Annotated in this window: 13 protein-coding genes; 4 read left to right on the plus strand and 9 right to left on the minus strand. The window is 69.5% G+C overall.

Annotated features, from left to right (window positions below; translation table 11 throughout):
* Nucleotides 1-20: 20 nt before the first annotated feature.
* Genes ACIQU3_RS18660 through ACIQU3_RS18670 form a run of 3 tightly spaced genes read right to left on the minus strand, consistent with a single transcriptional unit; the run spans nucleotide 21 to nucleotide 2703 of the window.
* Nucleotides 21-782 carry an amino acid ABC transporter ATP-binding protein gene (locus ACIQU3_RS18660; RefSeq protein ID WP_361118039.1) on the minus strand — a complete coding sequence of 254 codons (762 nt, stop codon included), beginning with the start codon at nucleotides 780-782 and terminating at the stop codon, nucleotides 21-23.
* Complete coding sequence (locus ACIQU3_RS18665) at nucleotides 779-1720, minus strand: amino acid ABC transporter permease (protein WP_403740725.1); 942 nt, start codon at nucleotides 1718-1720, stop codon at nucleotides 779-781. Before ACIQU3_RS18665 ends, ACIQU3_RS18660 begins: the two co-directional genes overlap by 4 nt.
* A 32-nt stretch (nucleotides 1721-1752) precedes the next feature.
* Nucleotides 1753-2703 carry an ABC transporter substrate-binding protein gene (locus ACIQU3_RS18670; RefSeq protein ID WP_403740728.1) on the minus strand — a complete coding sequence of 317 codons (951 nt, stop codon included), beginning with the start codon at nucleotides 2701-2703 and terminating at the stop codon, nucleotides 1753-1755.
* 625 nt (nucleotides 2704-3328) lie between these two features.
* Here ACIQU3_RS18670 and ACIQU3_RS18675 point away from each other — a divergent pair.
* The 4 genes from ACIQU3_RS18675 to ACIQU3_RS18690 all read left to right on the plus strand — a co-directional run bounded on the left by ACIQU3_RS18675 (nucleotide 3329) and on the right by ACIQU3_RS18690 (nucleotide 6805).
* Nucleotides 3329-4561, plus strand: a complete 1233-nt coding sequence (locus tag ACIQU3_RS18675) for an NADP-dependent malic enzyme (RefSeq protein ID WP_403740732.1) — start codon at nucleotides 3329-3331, stop codon at nucleotides 4559-4561.
* Between the two features lie 388 nt (nucleotides 4562-4949).
* Nucleotides 4950-5915, plus strand: coding sequence for a zinc-binding dehydrogenase (locus ACIQU3_RS18680; RefSeq protein WP_366713870.1), 966 nt, complete (start codon nucleotides 4950-4952; stop codon nucleotides 5913-5915).
* Nucleotides 5916-6023: 108 nt separating this feature from the next.
* Nucleotides 6024-6233 carry an HTH domain-containing protein gene (locus tag ACIQU3_RS18685; protein WP_403740735.1) on the plus strand — a complete coding sequence of 70 codons (210 nt, stop codon included), beginning with the start codon at nucleotides 6024-6026 and terminating at the stop codon, nucleotides 6231-6233.
* On the plus strand, nucleotides 6233-6805 hold the full coding sequence (locus ACIQU3_RS18690; protein WP_403740738.1) for a Clp protease N-terminal domain-containing protein: 573 nt from the start codon (nucleotides 6233-6235) through the stop codon (nucleotides 6803-6805). Before ACIQU3_RS18685 ends, ACIQU3_RS18690 begins: the two co-directional genes overlap by 1 nt.
* A 20-nt stretch (nucleotides 6806-6825) precedes the next feature.
* On the opposite strand, the gene ACIQU3_RS18695 is transcribed toward ACIQU3_RS18690, so the two are convergent.
* From ACIQU3_RS18695 to ACIQU3_RS18720, 6 genes are all read right to left on the minus strand, one after another.
* Nucleotides 6826-7881: a PadR family transcriptional regulator gene (locus ACIQU3_RS18695; RefSeq protein ID WP_403740741.1), complete on the minus strand. Its 1056-nt coding sequence runs from the start codon at nucleotides 7879-7881 to the stop codon at nucleotides 6826-6828.
* Nucleotide 7882: 1 nt separating this feature from the next.
* Nucleotides 7883-8851: a DUF4097 family beta strand repeat-containing protein gene (locus tag ACIQU3_RS18700; RefSeq protein ID WP_403926737.1), complete on the minus strand. Its 969-nt coding sequence runs from the start codon at nucleotides 8849-8851 to the stop codon at nucleotides 7883-7885.
* Between the two features lie 736 nt (nucleotides 8852-9587).
* Nucleotides 9588-9767, minus strand: a complete 180-nt coding sequence (locus ACIQU3_RS18705; RefSeq protein WP_003992906.1) for a DUF6104 family protein — start codon at nucleotides 9765-9767, stop codon at nucleotides 9588-9590.
* An 86-nt stretch (nucleotides 9768-9853) separates the two neighbouring features.
* Entirely contained in the window at nucleotides 9854-13690 is a 3837-nt protein-coding gene (locus ACIQU3_RS18710) for a multifunctional oxoglutarate decarboxylase/oxoglutarate dehydrogenase thiamine pyrophosphate-binding subunit/dihydrolipoyllysine-residue succinyltransferase subunit (protein WP_403740746.1), read from the minus strand.
* 281 nt (nucleotides 13691-13971) lie between these two features.
* Nucleotides 13972-15084, minus strand: a complete 1113-nt coding sequence (locus ACIQU3_RS18715) for an ATP-binding protein (protein ID WP_403740749.1) — start codon at nucleotides 15082-15084, stop codon at nucleotides 13972-13974.
* Complete coding sequence (locus tag ACIQU3_RS18720) at nucleotides 15081-15821, minus strand: response regulator transcription factor (RefSeq protein ID WP_030851757.1); 741 nt, start codon at nucleotides 15819-15821, stop codon at nucleotides 15081-15083. Before ACIQU3_RS18720 ends, ACIQU3_RS18715 begins: the two co-directional genes overlap by 4 nt.
* Between the last annotated feature and the right edge of the window lie 38 nt (nucleotides 15822-15859).

The following is a 15859-nucleotide window of genomic DNA, read 5'->3' on the forward strand; positions in this document are numbered from 1 at the left end:
CCCCCTCGCCGTGCGTACCGTCAGAGCACCTTGGACAGGAACGACTTCGTCCGCTCATGCTGCGGGTTCGTCAGCACCTCGCGCGGGTGACCGGATTCGACCACCACACCGCCGTCCATGAAGACCAGGCTGTCGCCCACCTCGCGGGCGAAGCCCATCTCGTGGGTGACGACGATCATGGTCATACCGGACTCGGCCAGGTCGCGCATGACGTCCAGGACGTCACCGACCAGCTCCGGGTCGAGTGCCGAGGTCGGCTCGTCGAACAGCATCAGCTTCGGGTCCATGGCCAGGGCCCGGGCGATGGCGACGCGCTGCTGCTGACCGCCGGAGAGCTGGGAGGGGTAGTTGCCCGCCTTGTCGGCCAGGCCCACCCGGTCCAGCAGCTCCAGGGCCCGCTCGCGGGCCTTGCCCTTGCCCACGCCCTTGACCTGGACCGGCGCCTCCATGACGTTCTCCACGGCCGTCATGTGCGGGAACAGGTTGAAGCGCTGGAAGACCATGCCGATGTCCCGGCGCTTGACCGCGACCTCGCTGTCCTTCAGCTCGTAGAGCTTGTCGCCCTTCTGCCGGTAGCCGACCAGCTCGCCGTCGACGTACAGACGGCCCGCGTTGATCTTCTCCAGGTGGTTGATGCACCTCAGGAAGGTCGACTTGCCGGAACCGGAGGGGCCGATGAGGCAGAACACCTCGCCGGTCTTCACCTCCAGGTCGATGCCCGTGAGGACTTCTACGGGGCCGAAGGACTTGTGGACGCCCTCGGCCTTCACCATGACGGTCATGCGGTGCCTCCCTTCGGCTTGGAGCGGCTGGACAGGGAGAGCACGTTCGCCCTGATCTTCTGGAACGGGGTGGCCGGCAGGGACCGGCTCGAACCACGCGCGTAGTACCGCTCCAGGTAGTACTGACCCACGCTGAAGATCGAGGTCAGCAGCAGGTACCAGGCCGCCGCCAGGAACAGCATCTCGGCCGGGGCACCGGAGGTCTGGCCGATGTCCTGGGCCGCGCGCAGCAGCTCGGGATACTGGACGACCGAGACCAGCGAGGTCGTCTTCAGCATGTTGATGACCTCGTTGCCCGTCGGCGGCACGATCACGCGCATCGCCTGCGGGATGACGATCCGGCGCAGCGTCCTGGAGTGGCTCATGCCCAGGGCGTGCGACGCCTCGGTCTGGCCCTCGTCGACCGAGAGCAGACCGGCACGGCAGATCTCCGCCATGTACGCGGCCTCGTTGAGGCCGAGGCCCAGCAGCGCCGTCAGGAACGGCGTCATGAAGTCCGACCACTCGTCCTTGTAGAACGGCCCGAGATTGATGTACTCGAAGACCAGGCCGAGGTTGAACCAGACGATCAGCTGGACCAGGACCGGGGTGCCGCGGAAGAACCAGATGTAGAACCACGCGATCGACGAGGTCACCGGGTTCTTCGACAGGCGCATCACGGCGAGCAGGACGCCGCCGATGACGCCGATCGCCATGGACAGCACGGTCAGCAGGAGGGTCTTGCCGACGCCGTCCAGGATGCGGTCGTCGAAGAAGTAGTCCGGGATCGCACCCCAGTTGATCTTGCCCTGGGAGAACGCGTAGACGACCCCGACCAGCAGGGCGATGGCGACGACGGCGGAGACGTACCGCCCGTAGTGCCGGACCGGGATGGCCTTGATGGCCTCCGGTCCGGCCGGGGGCGTGTCGGCCGGCGTCTTGTCGATGTCAACAGTCACGGGTGTTGCCTTTCAGTGCCGCTGCGCTGCGGTCACTTGCCGCCGTTGATGGTGGCCGCGTCGATCGAGCCGTCGGTGACGCCCCACTTCTTCATGATCTTCTCGTACTCGCCGCTCTTGATGACGGCGTCGAGCGCGTCCTTGAGGGCGTCCCGCAGCTCCGTCTGGTTCTTGGCGACCGCGATGCCGTACGGGGCGGCCTCGACCTGCTCGCCGACCAGCTGGAAGTCCTTGCCGCCGCCGGAGGTCTTCACCGCGTACGCGGCGACCGGGAAGTCGGACGAGCCGGCGGCCGCGCCACCCGCGCGCAGACGGGTCTGGGCCTGCTGGTCGTTGTCGAAGGCCTCGATGGCGATCTTCTTGCCGGCCGGGCACTTCTTCGACTCGGCCTTGGCGAGGTCCTCGGAGACCGTGCCGCGCTGCAGCACGATCTTCTTGCCGCACAGGTCGGACCAGGTCTTGATGCCCTGGTCGTCACCCTTCTTGGTGTAGATCGACACACCGGCGGTGAAGTAGTCCACGAAGTCGACGCCCTCACCGACCTTCTTGCCGGTGTCGGAGTCGATGCCCTCCTGGCGGTCCTTGGTGTCGGTCATCGCGGACATGGCGATGTCGTACCGCTTGGAGCGCAGACCCGTGATCAGCGTGTCGAAGGTGCCGTTCTCGAACTGGAAGTCGACTCCGAGCTGCTTGCCCATGGCGGCGGCGAGGTCCGGGTCGATGCCGACGACCTTGCCCGAGCCGTCCTTGAACTCGACCGGGGCGTAGGCGATGTCGGAGCCGACCTTGATGACACCCTTGTCACGGATGGCCTGCGGCAGCTTGTCGGCGAGCGGGGCCGAGGCCGCGGTGTCGCTCGAGCCGGTGTCCTTGGTCTGGTCACCGCATCCGGTGAGCATCAGTGCGCCTGCGACCGCGATCGCACCGACCGCTGCTAGCCGGGAGTGCGCGGCGGTGGTACGACGGGTGGAGCTTGCGGTCATGGTGGGTTCCTCCGGCGGATGGGTGGAGTTGCCGATGGGGCGGGCCGTCGCCGATGGGTTCGGCACGGCCGTGACACGCCGAAAGGTTCGGCAGTGCCGTGGGTCGACGAGAGCACACCTCTTCGAGTGTCGCGACCTCGTGTGATTACGGCATCTTGCCATTCGGACTGCGCGATTCTGGGGGCCAGCCATGTCAAAATCGGATAACGGGCGACCCCCGAACCGCACCACTCCGGTACATCACGGCCGGACCTTCTGCAGGAATGAACCGTTCCGGCCGGAAGATCTTCGGTAAATCCCGAGATTTCAATACGAGGGCCGAGGGCTTCACGGATGGTTGAGTGGGTGTGGCTGGTTTGTCCAGGTCTTGTCCCGATTTTGGACGAAGAGTCAGGGCCCTGTCATGTGACCTTCGCGTTATGGACTCGTCGTCGACGCCATCCGTCCGGTAAGAAGGGTCTTTACACCCCTCATCCGGGGCTCAGGGCGCGTGTGCGGCGCGCCCGTCGCGTACGAGCCCGTACGTATACACGTACAAGCACGACATGGGCCTATGCGGTGCCCGCCCACCCCTCACCAGGAGTGGCCACCCTCAAAACAATGAAGATTTAAGGGGTAAAACGAAGTGGCAGCGGAGATCGTCAATCCTCGCAGCGAGAGCAAGACCGGCGATACGGATCACGAGGGCAGTGCGGAGCCCCTCGACTCCTTCGACCCGGCATTCGCGCTGCACCGCGGCGGCAAGATGGCTGTGCAGGCCACCGTGCCGGTCCGCGACAAGGACGACCTGTCCCTGGCGTACACGCCCGGCGTCGCGAAGGTGTGCAGCGCGATCGCGGAGCAGCCGGAGCTCGTGCACGACTACACGTGGAAGTCGTCGGTCGTGGCCGTCGTGACCGACGGTACGGCCGTGCTGGGGCTCGGTGACATCGGGCCCGAGGCCTCCCTCCCGGTGATGGAGGGCAAGGCGATTCTGTTCAAGCAGTTCGGCGGCGTGGACGCGGTTCCGATCGCCCTGGCCTGCACGGACGTCGACGAGATCGTCGAGACCGTGGTGCGGCTCGCGCCGTCGTTCGGCGGCGTCAACCTGGAGGACATCTCGGCGCCCCGGTGCTTCGAGGTGGAGCGGAAGCTGCAGGAGCGGCTGGACATCCCGGTCTTCCACGACGACCAGCACGGTACGGCCGTGGTGACGCTGGCCGCCCTGCGGAACGCCGCGCGGCTCAGCGGGCGGGCGCTCGGGGAGCTGCGGGCGGTCATCTCGGGCGCCGGCGCTGCCGGTGTCGCCATCGCGAAGATGCTGGTCGAGGCCGGGATCGGCGATGTCGCCGTGGCCGACCGCAAGGGTGTCGTGTCGGCGGACCGGGACGACCTCACCGCGGTCAAGCAGGAGCTGGCCGGGTTCACGAACAAGGCCGGCATCACCGGGTCGCTGGAGGCGGCGCTGAGCGGTGCCGACGTGTTCATCGGCGTGTCCGGCGGAACGGTTCCGGAGTCCGCGGTGGCGACCATGGCCGAGGGCGCGTTCGTCTTCGCCATGGCCAACCCGAACCCCGAGGTGCACCCCGAGGTCGCGCACAAGTACGCGGCGGTCGTCGCGACCGGCCGGTCGGACTTCCCGAACCAGATCAACAACGTGCTGGCCTTCCCGGGGATCTTCGCCGGGGCGCTGCAGGTGCGGGCCTCGCGGATCACCGAGGGGATGAAGCTGGCCGCCGCGGAGGCGCTGGCCGCTGTGGTCGGGGACGATCTTGCCGCCGACTACGTCATCCCGTCGCCGTTCGACGAGCGGGTCGCTCCGGCGGTCACGGCCGCGGTGGCGGCGGCTGCTCGGGCCGAGGGTGTGGCCCGGCGCTGACGCCGACGACCACACCGTTGTGAGGTGGCCCTGCCCGGGATCGGGTGGGGTCATTTCTTTGCCTTGGGGTGAGACTGTTCGGGTGATGCGCGGGGGCTCGCGTCTTACGTCTCGCGCCTGGCGCCGGGTGGGTCAGGGGCGCGTCGGGGGGTGTCCGTCCCCTGAGCGGCGCGATGGAGCCGCGTGCCGACTGACTGTTCGTTGACGCGCCGACCACTGCGGGCGGACACCCCCGACACGGCCCTTCTCGCCGTGCGCGGTCCGGGAGCGCCGTGGTCGACGTCCCAGGTCGCGGGCCCTCAGCAACAACACCCTCACCTGGCAAGAGGGTGTGTCTCACAGGGGCGGATGGTTCCTTCGGGTGCCCGCGGAACCTATCGTCAAGGTCATGTTCGCTGTCTACGCCGCCCGAATCGACCGCGACCAGCCGCTGTCCGGCCTGGAGTTGGGGGAGCGTCCGGCTCCCGAGGCCCGTCCCGGCTGGAGCACCGTCACGGTCAAGGCCGCCTCCCTCAACCACCACGACCTCTGGTCCCTGCGCGGCGTGGGCCTCGCAGAGGACAAGCTGCCGATGATCCTCGGCTGTGACGCCGCCGGAGTCGACGAGGACGGCAACGAGGTCGTCCTGCACTCCGTGATCGGACAGAGCGGGCACGGGGTCGGCCCGAAGGAACCCCGTTCCATCCTCACCGAGCGTTATCAGGGCACCTTCGCAGAGCAGGTCTCCGTGCCGACCTGGAACATCCTGCCCAAGCCCAAGGAGCTGTCCTTCGCGGAGGCCGCCTGCCTGCCGACGGCGTGGCTGACCGCGTACCGGATGCTGTTCACCAACGCGGGGGTACGGCCCGGTGACTCCGTGCTGGTGCAGGGCGCCGGCGGGGGTGTCGCCACGGCGGCCATCGTGCTGGGCAAGGCCGCCGGGCTCCGGGTCTACGCCACCAGCCGGGACGAGGCCAAGCGCAAGCGGGCCGTGGAGCTCGGGGCCGTGGAGGCGCTGGAGTCGGGGGCGCGGCTGCCGCAGCGGGTCGACGCCGTCATCGAGACCGTCGGAGCCGCCACCTGGTCGCATTCGGTGAAGTCGCTGAAGCCCGGTGGCACCCTGGTCATCTCCGGTGCCACCAGCGGCGACCGGCCCTCCCACGCCGAGCTGACCCGGATCTTCTTCCTGGAGCTCAAGGTCGTCGGTTCCACGATGGGCACCAAGGACGAGCTGGAGGACCTGCTGTCGTTCTGCGCCGCCACCGGTGTGCGGCCGGTCATCGACGACATCATGCCGATGGACCGGGCGCGTGAGGGCTTCGAGCGGCTGGCCGCCGGTGAGCAGTTCGGCAAGGTCGTGCTGACGAATCCCTGAGTCCTCTCGATGGTGCGTTGACGGTCGGTCCGGAGCGGGCCGGCCGTTTTCGCGTTCCGGGTGTCAACTGTGGTTGACACGGGCAGGGTGTCAACGTAGGTTGACCACATGACCGAAGCAACGGATCTGGCCGAGCGTGCGGGCGACCGTGACCCACGGGTCGGTCTACGGGCCGTCGCCGCGCTGCGTCGGCTGCTGGAGCAGCTGGAAGCGGTACAGGTGCGCAATGCGCGCAACCAGGGCTGGTCGTGGCAGGAGATCGCCACCGAACTCGGTGTGAGCAGGCAGGCCGTGCACAAGAAGTACGGGAGGCGTTGATGTTCGAGCGGTTCACGAAAGACGCCAGGGACGTGGTCAAGGGCGCTTGGGCGTATGTGGAGGGGAGCGGTGGGGGCGGGCGGTGTGTGGAGCCGGAGCATCTGCTGCTGGCACTGCTCGACCGGGAGGGCAGCCGCGGGTCCTTCGCGCTCGCGGCTCTCGGACTCGACGCGCGGCGGGAGTCCGTGCGGGACGCGCTGCGTGAGGCGCGGCGGCGGGCCGGGCTGACACAGGCCGAGACGGACGCGCTCGCCGGGCTCGGGATCGACGTGGAGGAGATCGTCGCCCGGGTGGAACAGACGCACGGGGTCGGCGCCCTGGCGGGTGGCTCGAAGGACAAGCGGTGGTGGTCGGGGCGTGCCTCGTTCGGGCGGGGGGCCAGGGACGTGCTGGAGCGCTCCTTGCGGGTCGCCCTCGCCCAGCGGGACCGGCACATCGGGGACGAGCACATCCTGCTGGCCCTGACCACCGGTCCCGGAGTGCCTGCCGAGGTCCTCGCCGACCACGGGGTGACGTACGCGTCCGTGGTGCGGGTGCTGTACGGGAGTGGCGGCGAGGCCAAGGCCGGCTGAGGGACTGCGTCCTGGGCCGCCTACTTCTGCTGGGTGCGCAGGAGGGCTCCTATGTGGGCCGCAGCCGTCGACAGGTGGCGGCGGGCGTCACGCAGCTGCTCGGGCGTGACGCCGTGGTCACGGGCCGCGTCACGGATGTCGTCCCGGAAGCGGTCGAGCAGGCGGTCCAGGTCGCGGGCCGGGTCGCCGGTGGAGTCGGCGGTGTCCTCGTGGGCCCAGGCCGGTTCATAGGCGGCCGGGAAGTCCGCGGCCGGCTGTGAGCGGCTGGGCTCCGCAGTCGGCTTGCCGGTGCCGGTCCAGTCGAAGCCGAGATCCTTGCCGTAGTCCTTCCCGAACTCGCCGACCTCCTTGACCAGTTCGCTCAGACCCTCGCGCAGACCCGTCGGCCAGTCGCCGCGGGCGAAGTGGTCCTGCACCTGCTCCTGGACACGGCGGGTGATGCGCTGCACCTGCTCCTGTGCCTGGGCGCGGGCCTGCTCCTGGGCCTCCTTCGCCTGGCGGCGGGCGCGCTGGGCGTCCTCGCGGGCGCGGCGGCTCTCGTCCTTGGCGCGCCGGGCCTGTTCCTTCCACTCCTGCCGGGCGCGGCGCATCTCCTCCTTGGCGATGCGCCAGGCCTCTTTGTCGCCGTGCTGCGCGAAATCGCCGAAGGGGGCGCCCGTAGGGCCGTCGGCCCCGGTGCCGTTGCCCCGGCGGGCCTCCGTCGCCGCCGCGCGCATCTCGCGGCGCAGGTCACCGGCGGCTCCGCGCACATCGGCCTGGATCTCCGCGGCCAGTTCCGCGACCGACTCGCGGATCTCCAGCTCCAGGTCGGCCAGCTCGCCGCTGCGGTCGGCCAGTTCGGCGCGGCCCGCGTCGGTGATCGAGTAGACCTTGCGGCCGCCCTCGGTGGTGTGCGTGACCAGGCCCTCGGCCTCCAGCTTGGCCAGGCGCGGGTAGACCGTGCCCGCCGAAGGTGCGTACAGCCCCTGGAAGCGCTCCTCCAGGAGGCGGATCACCTCGTAGCCGTGGCGAGGGGCCTCGTCCAGCAGCTTCAGCAGGTAGAGGCGGAGGCGGCCGTGGGCGAAGACGGGGGGCATGTCAGAGCACCTTCTTGTCGGTTGTGCCGTCGGCCGGGGTGGTGGTGGCGTCGTCGCCCGGGCCGGAGGCGGAATTGTCTCCCGAACCGTCCGGGTGGCGGCCCGCCGGGGCTGTCGCCGCGCCGCCGGGCCGGGCGTCCCCTGGCACGTCGTCGTGATCGTCCTCGCCGGCCGGGCGGCGGAGCAGGGCGATCGAGCCGGAGACCGTGGTGGCCCGCAGTCTGCCGGTGCCCGCGCCCAGCCGGCCCGTGATCTTGTGGGCTCCCCACTGGCCGTGCACCCGCAGGCCGTCGAAGGCATTGGAGAGAGATCCGCTCGCCGTGTTCGCCTCGACCTCCGCGTCCGCCGGGTACGGCAGCCGGATGGCGATCTCGCCCGAGACGCTGGTCAGCCGGACGTCCGTCGGGCCGTTCGGGTCGAGGTCGACGATCATCGAGCCGCTGACCGACTCCGCCCGCACGGAGGGGCCGGAGCCCTCGATCACCGTCAGGTCCCCGGAGACGGAGTTGAACCGCAGGTCACCGGTCACGTCCTGGGCCTCCAGGCTGCCGGAGACCGTGTCGGCGCGGACCGGGCCGGACAGGCCCACCAGTGTCGTGCTGCCGGTGACGCCCTTGATCACCGATGTGCCCCGGATCCCGGAGACCACGGCGGCCGCTCCCACCACGCCCACCTCGACGCCGGTGCCGGCGGGGACGGCCAGGGAGACCACCGCGCTGCGACGCCAGCCCTTGCGGTCCAGCCACTTGAGGAATCCCTTCCAGGGCAGGTCCTCGTAGGCCACCGTGAGAACGCCGTCCTGTTGGGTGACCAGCAGGGGCGGGCCTTCGATCTCGGAGATCTCCAGGCGGGCGGAGGCTTCGTCGGTGCCCACCACGTTCACCGTGCCGTTGACGAGGCGCACGCGCAGGTCGCTCACCGGCTCGTCGAAGGTGAGCTTCCTCGGTTCTGAGACGGACCACTCGGACATGGTGAAGACCTCCCCGACCGGACGCGCCATATCGCGTCCCCTCGCATTCACGATATATCGCGGTCGAGGAAAGTCAAGACACCCGTTTCGGCGTTGGTGAGCCGGACAAAACTGTTTGCTACGTAATAATTCGGCCTGGCGTGGGGCGATGGAATGGAGTGTTCTCGTCCCCGGAAGCGGGCCCTGGCGGGAGGGCGTCCGGTCGGCAGTACGCGGTCGCCGGACGCGACACCGACGGCAACCGCCGCCTCGGCCCCTGGACGCCCCGACCGGCGGAACCGGGGCGCGTGCCCCGGCCCTGGCACAGGTGGCGGTGGGCGCGCCGCTGCTCTCCTGAGGCCTGCGACGGCCTGGCGGCGGCCGGGGCTGGGTCACGGCCGGAGCCGTGCTACGCACGCACGGCGCGCTGGGACTGACCCCACGCCTTCACGCCCCCGCGCTACCGACGCCTCGTGGCTGACCCGTGCCTTCATGCTCCGGCGCGATTGACGTCCCGTGGCTGACCCACGCCTTCACGCCCCGCGCGACTGGCGCCTCGTGGCGGGCCCACGCCTTCATGGTCCGGCGCGATTGACGTCCCGTGGCTGACCCACGCCTTCACGCCGCGCGCGACTGGCGCCTCGTGGCGGGCCCCCGTCTTCACGCTCCGGCGCGACTGACGCCGAGTGTCCCCCGGGACGCACGCCGCCAGTACCCGCGACGTGCAGATCAAGTCGTCCGGGACCGGTGTCGGTTCCTACTCGTCGTCCTCGTCGTCCAGCCGCGCCAGCCACGTGGCCAGCCGCTCCACCGGCACCTCGAAGTCGGGATTGAGATCGACGAACGTCCGCAGCTGTTCGGCGAGCCACTCGAAGGTGACTTCCTCCTCGCCGCGCCGCTTCTCCAGTTCCTCGATGCCACGGTCCGTGAAGTACATGCCCTCAAGGATAGGTGCGCGAAAACGGCCGGGCCGCACCCCCGATGCGGGGATGCGGCCCGGCCGCGAACGACGCGCGAGGGCGATTACGCCTCGAACACCTCACGCACCAGCTGCTCCTGCTCGGCCTGGTGACGCTTCGCCGAACCCACCGCGGGGGACGAGCCGTGCGGGCGGGAGATGCGCCGCAGCCGCTCGCCGTGCGGAACGTCCGCGCCGACCGCCAGGTCCAGGTGGTCGATCAGGTTGAGCGCGATGAACGGCCAGGCACCCTGGTTCGCCGGCTCCTCCTGGGCCCACAGGTACTTCTCGGCGTTCGGGTACTTCTTGATCTCCGCCTGGAGCTCGGCACCCGGCAGCGGGTACAGGCGCTCGATGCGGATGATCGCCGTGTCCGTGACGCCGCGCTTCTGACGCTCGGCCTCCAGGTCGTAGTAGACCTTGCCGGCGCAGAAGACGACCTTCTTGACCGCGGCCGGGTCCACCGACGCGTCGCCGATGACCGGCTGGAACTGGCCCGACGTGAACTCCTCCGCCTTCGCCGCCGCGGCCTTCAGGCGCAGCATCGACTTCGGCGTGAAGACCACCAGCGGCTTGTGGTGCGGGTTGTGCACCTGCCACCGCAGGAGGTGGAAGTAGTTCGACGGCGACGTCGGCATGGCGACCGTCATGTTGTTCTGCGCGCACATCTGCAGGAAGCGCTCCGGGCGGGCGGACGAGTGGTCCGGGCCCTGGCCCTCGTAGCCGTGCGGCAGCAGCAGGACGACGCCGGACGTCTGGGCCCACTTCTGCTCGGCCGACGAGATGAACTCGTCCACGACCGTCTGGGCGCCGTTGACGAAGTCGCCGAACTGCGCCTCCCACATCACGAGCGCCTCGGGACGGGCCAGCGAGTAGCCGTACTCGAAGCCCATCGCCGCGTACTCGGAGAGGAGGGAGTTGTAGACGTTCAGCCGCGCCTGGTCCTCGGAGAGGTACTGCAGCGGCGTGTACTCGTCGCCCGTGCTGCGGTCGATGATGACCGCGTGGCGCTGGCCGAACGTACCGCGCTGCGAGTCCTGGCCCGCCAGACGCACCGGGACGCCCTCCAGCAGGAGGGAGCCGATCGCGAGGGTCTCGCCCATGCCCCAGTCGATCGTGCCGTCCTCGACCATCGACGCCCGGCGCTGCAACTGCGGCAGCAGACGCGGGTGCACGGTGATGTGGTCGGGGATGTTGACCTGGGACTCGGCGATCCGCTTGACGACCTCCGTGGTCACCGCGGTGTTCACGGCGACCGGGAACTCGGCCTGCGGGTCGGAGGGCTCGACCGTCGCCGGCTGGGACGTGGCCTCACGGACCTCCGTGAAGACCTTCTCCAGCTGGCCCTGGTAGTCCTGCAGCGCCTGCTCGGCCTCTTCCAGGGTGATGTCGCCGCGACCGATCAGGGACTCGGTGTAGAGCTTGCGCACCGAGCGCTTCTTGTCGATCAGGTCGTACATCAGCGGCTGGGTGAAGGCCGGGTTGTCCGACTCGTTGTGACCGCGGCGGCGGTAGCAGATGAGGTCGATCACCACGTCCTTGTTGAACGCCTGGCGGAACTCGAAGGCGAGCCGCGCGACGCGGACCACGGCCTCCGGGTCGTCACCGTTCACGTGGAAGATCGGGGCCTCGATCATGCGGGCCACGTCCGTCGCGTACATGGAGGAACGCGAGGACTCGGGGGCCGCGGTGAAGCCGACCTGGTTGTTGATGACGATGTGGACCGTGCCGCCGGTGCGGTAGCCGCGCAGCTGCGACATGTTCAGGGTCTCGGCCACCACGCCCTGGCCCGCGAAGGCCGCGTCGCCGTGGATCGCCACCGGCAGGACCGTGAAGTCCGTGCCGCCCTTGTTGATGATGTCCTGCTTGGCGCGCGAGACGCCCTCCAGGACCGGGTCCACCGCCTCCAGGTGCGAGGGGTTCGCGACCAGGGAGACCTTGATCTGCTCGCCGTCGAGACCGGTGAAGGTGCCCTCGGCGCCCAGGTGGTACTTCACGTCACCGGAGCCGTGCATCGACTTCGGGTCGAGGTTGCCCTCGAACTCGCGGAAGATCTGCGCGTACGACTTGCCGACGATGTTGGCGAGGACGTTCAGCCGGCCGCGGTGGGCCATGCCGATGACGACCTCGTCCAGGCGGGACTCGGCGGCCGAGTCCAGCACGGCGTCCAGCAGCGGGATGACGGACTCGCCGCCCTCCAGACTGAAGCGCTTCTGGCCGACGTACTTGGTCTGCAGGAACGTCTCGAAGGCCTCGGCGGCGTTCAGACGGCGCAGGATGCGCAGCTGCTCCTCGCGCTCCGGCTTGGAGTGCGGCCGCTCCACGCGGTCCTGGATCCACTTGCGCTGCTTGGGGTCCTGGATGTGCATGAACTCGATGCCGGTGGTGCGGCAGTACGAGTCGCGCAGGACACCGAGGATGTCGCGCAGCTTCATCATCGACTTGCCCGAGAAGCCGCCGACGGCGAACTCGCGCTCCAGGTCCCACAGAGTGAGCCCGTGCTCGGTGATGTCCAGGTCGGGGTGCTTGCGCTGCTGGTACTCCAGCGGGTCGGTGTCGGCCATGACGTGGCCGCGGACCCGGTAGGAGTGGATCAGCTCGAAGACACGGGCGGCCTTCGTGACGTCGTCGTCGTGGCTGGCGTCGATGTCCTTGAGCCAGCGGACCGGCTCGTAGGGGATGCGCAGGGCCTCGAAGACGTCGTCGTAGAAGCCGTTCTCACCGAGGAGGAGGTTCGCGACGATCCGCAGGAACTCGCCGGAGGCGGCGCCCTGGATCACCCGGTGGTCGTAGGTCGACGTGAGGGTCATGACCTTCGAGATGCCGAGCTTGTTCAGGGTGTCCTGGGAGGTGCCCTGGAACTCCGCCGGGTAGTCCATGGAGCCGACGCCCATGATCACGGACTGGCCGGGCATCAGACGCGGCACGGAGTGGACGGTGCCGAGGCCGCCGGGGTTGGTCAGGGAGACCGTCACACCGGTGAAGTCGTCCATGCCCAGCTTGCCGTCGCGGGCGCGGCGGACGATGTCCTCGTAGGCCTGCCAGAACTCGAAGAAGTTCAGGGTCTCGGCCTTCTTGATGCCCGCGACCACGAGCTGGCGGTCGCCGTTGGGCTTGACCAGGTCGATGGCGAGGCCGAAGTTGACGTGCTCCGGCTTGACCAGGGTCGGCTTGCCGTCCTTCTCCGCGAAGGAGTAGTTCATCGACGGCATGGCCTTGATGGCCTGCACCATCGCGTAGCCGATCAGGTGCGTGAAGGAGATCTTCCCGCCCCGGGCGCGCTTCAGGTGGTTGTTGATGACGATGCGGTTGTCGAACAGCAGCTTCACCGGGACCGCGCGCACGGACGTGGCCGTGGGCACCTCCAGCGAGGCGTTCATGTTCTTGGCGACCGCGGCGGCGGGGCCGCGCAGCACGACCTGCTCGGGGCCCGAGGGGGCCTCGGCGGCGGGCTCGGCCTTCTTCGCGGCGGCCGGCTTGGCGGCCGGCTTCGCGGCCGGGGCGGCCTGCGCCGGAGCGGCGGCCTTGGCCGGAGCGGGGGCCGGGGCCTGCGCGGCGGGCTTCGCCGGAGCCGGGGCGGGGGCCGGCGCCGCGGTGGGCTTCTCGGCGGCCGGGGCCGGGGCCTGCGCGGGAGTGGCCGGAGCGGCCGGCTGAGCGGTGGTGGTGGTCCCCGCGGCCCCCGCGGCCGCGGTACCCGCCGGAGCCGAGGCGGCAGCCGCCCCTGGCTTGTAGTCGGCGAAGAAGTCCCACCAGGCTCGGTCTACCGAATTCGGGTCCTGGAGGTACTGCTGATAGATCTCGTCGACGAGCCACTCGTTGGCACCGAACGACGCGGCAGGGTTCTTCCCCGCTTGGTCGGTGTCGGTCGAGATGCTCGAGTTACTGGGGGACTGTGGCGACACGGCGGCAACCGCCCTCTTCCGCTTCACAAGATGATGGACAGCGGGAATCAAGGCTACGCCCCCTGGAGGGGGAAGGTCAGGTCGGGCCCGTTCAACGTCGTGCAAGTCACATCTGGAACCGTGTTTCGGGGCTTGAAATGGCGGGAAACAAGCGTGGTTCCGCTTTGTGAGGGAAGAGCGGGGCGGGGCCCGGGGCGCCGAGGGCGCGGGCCCGTGCCTGATCACACGTGTCCGTCAGCGCGGACGCTCGTGGATCTTGTGGCTCCGCTTCGAACTTTACGTCAACTTGGCACAGATGGAAGTCCCGGAAGAGTGACAAGAATCCGGCAACCCCGCTCGGATTCGGCCACTCCGATCCGGCCCCCGTGCAGGTCCACCGCCCAGCGGGCGATCGCCAGGCCGAGGCCCGTGCCGCCGTCGCTGCCCGGTCCCTGCGGCCGCTTGACGCTGCCGCGGTTGAACCGCTCGAAGACGCGGTGCCACTCGGACTTCGGGATGCCGGGGCCCTCGTCCAGGACCTCCAGCTCCAGCGACTCCGGCAGGGCACCCCGGCGTGCCTTGACCGTCACCCGGCCGTGCGGCGGGCTGTGCTTGACCGCGTTGTCGATCAGGTTGGCGACGACCTGGTGGATGCGTTCCGGGTCGGCGTGCGCCGTCAGCTCCGGCGGATGGACGTCGAGGTGCAGATGGACGTCCGTACGGGTGTGACTGCCCGAGCCGGTGGCGATGCCCGCGCGCACCGAGGCGACCATGTTGGCCTCCTTCAGTACGCCGGACAGATACGGCCACACCTCGAACCGCCGCTGTTTCAGCGGTACGACGCCGTTGTCCAGGCGGGACAGGTCCAGCAGCGTCTCCACCAGCCGCCCGAGGCGCTCGGTCTGCTTCAGGGCCGTGCGCATGGTCTCCGGGTCGGCCTGCGTGACGCCGTCGACGATGTTCTCCAGCACCGCGCGCAGACCCGCGATGGGTGTGCGCAGCTCGTGCGAGACGTTCGCCACGAGTTCCTTGCGCTGGCTGTCCTGGGCCTCCAGCTCGTCGGCCATGGCGTTGATCGTCACGGCCAGGGCGCCCAGCTCGTCACGCCGGGTCTCGCGCGTACGGCGGGTGTAGTCGCCCTGCGAGATGGAACGGGCCACCGCGGTCATCTCGTCCAGTGGTGCCGTGAGCGAATGGGCCACGAACTGCGTAATGAGAAGCGTGGCGATCATCGAGAAGACCGTGATGAAGCGCAGCTCCGTCTTGGTGTGCACCGCGATCACCGACAGACCCGTGGTGATCAGCACCGAGATGACGACCAGCGCGCCCAGCTTGGTCTTGATCGAGAACGGGCTCACCCCGCCCCAGGGATCCGGCTCCCGGGGGTTCCTCCGTGCGGCCGGCCCGCCGCTCATGGCGTCGGGGTCTCCAGGGCGTAACCCACGCCGTGCACCGTGCGGATCCGCTCGGCGCCGATCTTCCGGCGCAGCGCCTTGATGTGGCTGTCGACCGTGCGGGTGCCGGAGGCGTCCGCCCAGTCCCAGACCTCGGCGAGCAGCTGCTCACGGGAGAGCACCGCGCGCGGGGTGTTCGCCAGGCACACCAGCAGGTCGAACTCGGTGGGCGTGAGGTGGACGTCCTCGCTGCGCACCCGGACCCGGCGCTGCGCGTGGTCGATCTCCAGCTCGCCGAGGCGCAGGATGCCGGAGCGGGGGGTGGCCGCCGCGATGGCGGCCCGCTCCACCCGGCGCAGCAGGACGTGCACGCGCGCCGCCAGCTCCCGCATCGAGAACGGCTTGGTCATGTAGTCGTCGGCGCCGACGCCGAGCCCGACCAGCATGTCGGTCTCGTCGTCGCGCGCGGTGAGCATCATCACCGGCACCGGGCGGGCGGCCTGCACGCGCCGGCAGACCTCCAGGCCGTCGAAGCCGGGCAGCATGATGTCGAGGATCAGCAGGTCGGGCTGCCACGCCTCGGCGGTGTCGACCGCGGCCGGACCGTCACCCGCCGTTTGCACGAGGAATCCCTCGGCGCGCAGGCGGGTCGCGATGGCGTCCACGATCGTCGCGTCGTCCTCGACCACCAGGACCCGGCGCTGTGCGCCCGGAGTAGCCGTCGCCGAACCGTTGTGGGAGGTCTGTGTCTGCTCCATCGCCCGCCCCTGGGGTGTGCTTTCCGGAATCAGTGGGG

The sequence above is a fragment of the Streptomyces sp. NPDC101110 genome (assembly GCF_044759525.1).
Taxonomy (GTDB): domain Bacteria; phylum Actinomycetota; class Actinomycetes; order Streptomycetales; family Streptomycetaceae; genus Streptomyces.

What these genes read in the sequence shown, in the direction of transcription:
- ACIQU3_RS18660 (WP_361118039.1), bottom strand. Translation starts at nt 782, where the DNA reads ATGACCGTCATGGTGAAGGCCGAGGGCGTCCACAAGTCCTTCGGCCCC.
- ACIQU3_RS18670 (WP_403740728.1), bottom strand. Translation starts at nt 2,703, where the DNA reads ATGACCGCAAGCTCCACCCGTCGTACCACCGCCGCGCACTCCCGGCTA.
- ACIQU3_RS18680 (WP_366713870.1), top strand. Translation starts at nt 4,950, where the DNA reads ATGTTCGCTGTCTACGCCGCCCGAATCGACCGCGACCAGCCGCTGTCC.
- ACIQU3_RS18685 (WP_403740735.1), top strand. Translation starts at nt 6,024, where the DNA reads ATGACCGAAGCAACGGATCTGGCCGAGCGTGCGGGCGACCGTGACCCA.
- ACIQU3_RS18690 (WP_403740738.1), top strand. Translation starts at nt 6,233, where the DNA reads ATGTTCGAGCGGTTCACGAAAGACGCCAGGGACGTGGTCAAGGGCGCT.
- ACIQU3_RS18695 (WP_403740741.1), bottom strand. Translation starts at nt 7,881, where the DNA reads ATGCCCCCCGTCTTCGCCCACGGCCGCCTCCGCCTCTACCTGCTGAAG.
- ACIQU3_RS18700 (WP_403926737.1), bottom strand. Translation starts at nt 8,851, where the DNA reads ATGTCCGAGTGGTCCGTCTCAGAACCGAGGAAGCTCACCTTCGACGAG.
- ACIQU3_RS18705 (WP_003992906.1), bottom strand. Translation starts at nt 9,767, where the DNA reads ATGTACTTCACGGACCGTGGCATCGAGGAACTGGAGAAGCGGCGCGGC.
- ACIQU3_RS18715 (WP_403740749.1), bottom strand. Translation starts at nt 15,084, where the DNA reads ATGAGCGGCGGGCCGGCCGCACGGAGGAACCCCCGGGAGCCGGATCCC.
- ACIQU3_RS18720 (WP_030851757.1), bottom strand. Translation starts at nt 15,821, where the DNA reads ATGGAGCAGACACAGACCTCCCACAACGGTTCGGCGACGGCTACTCCG.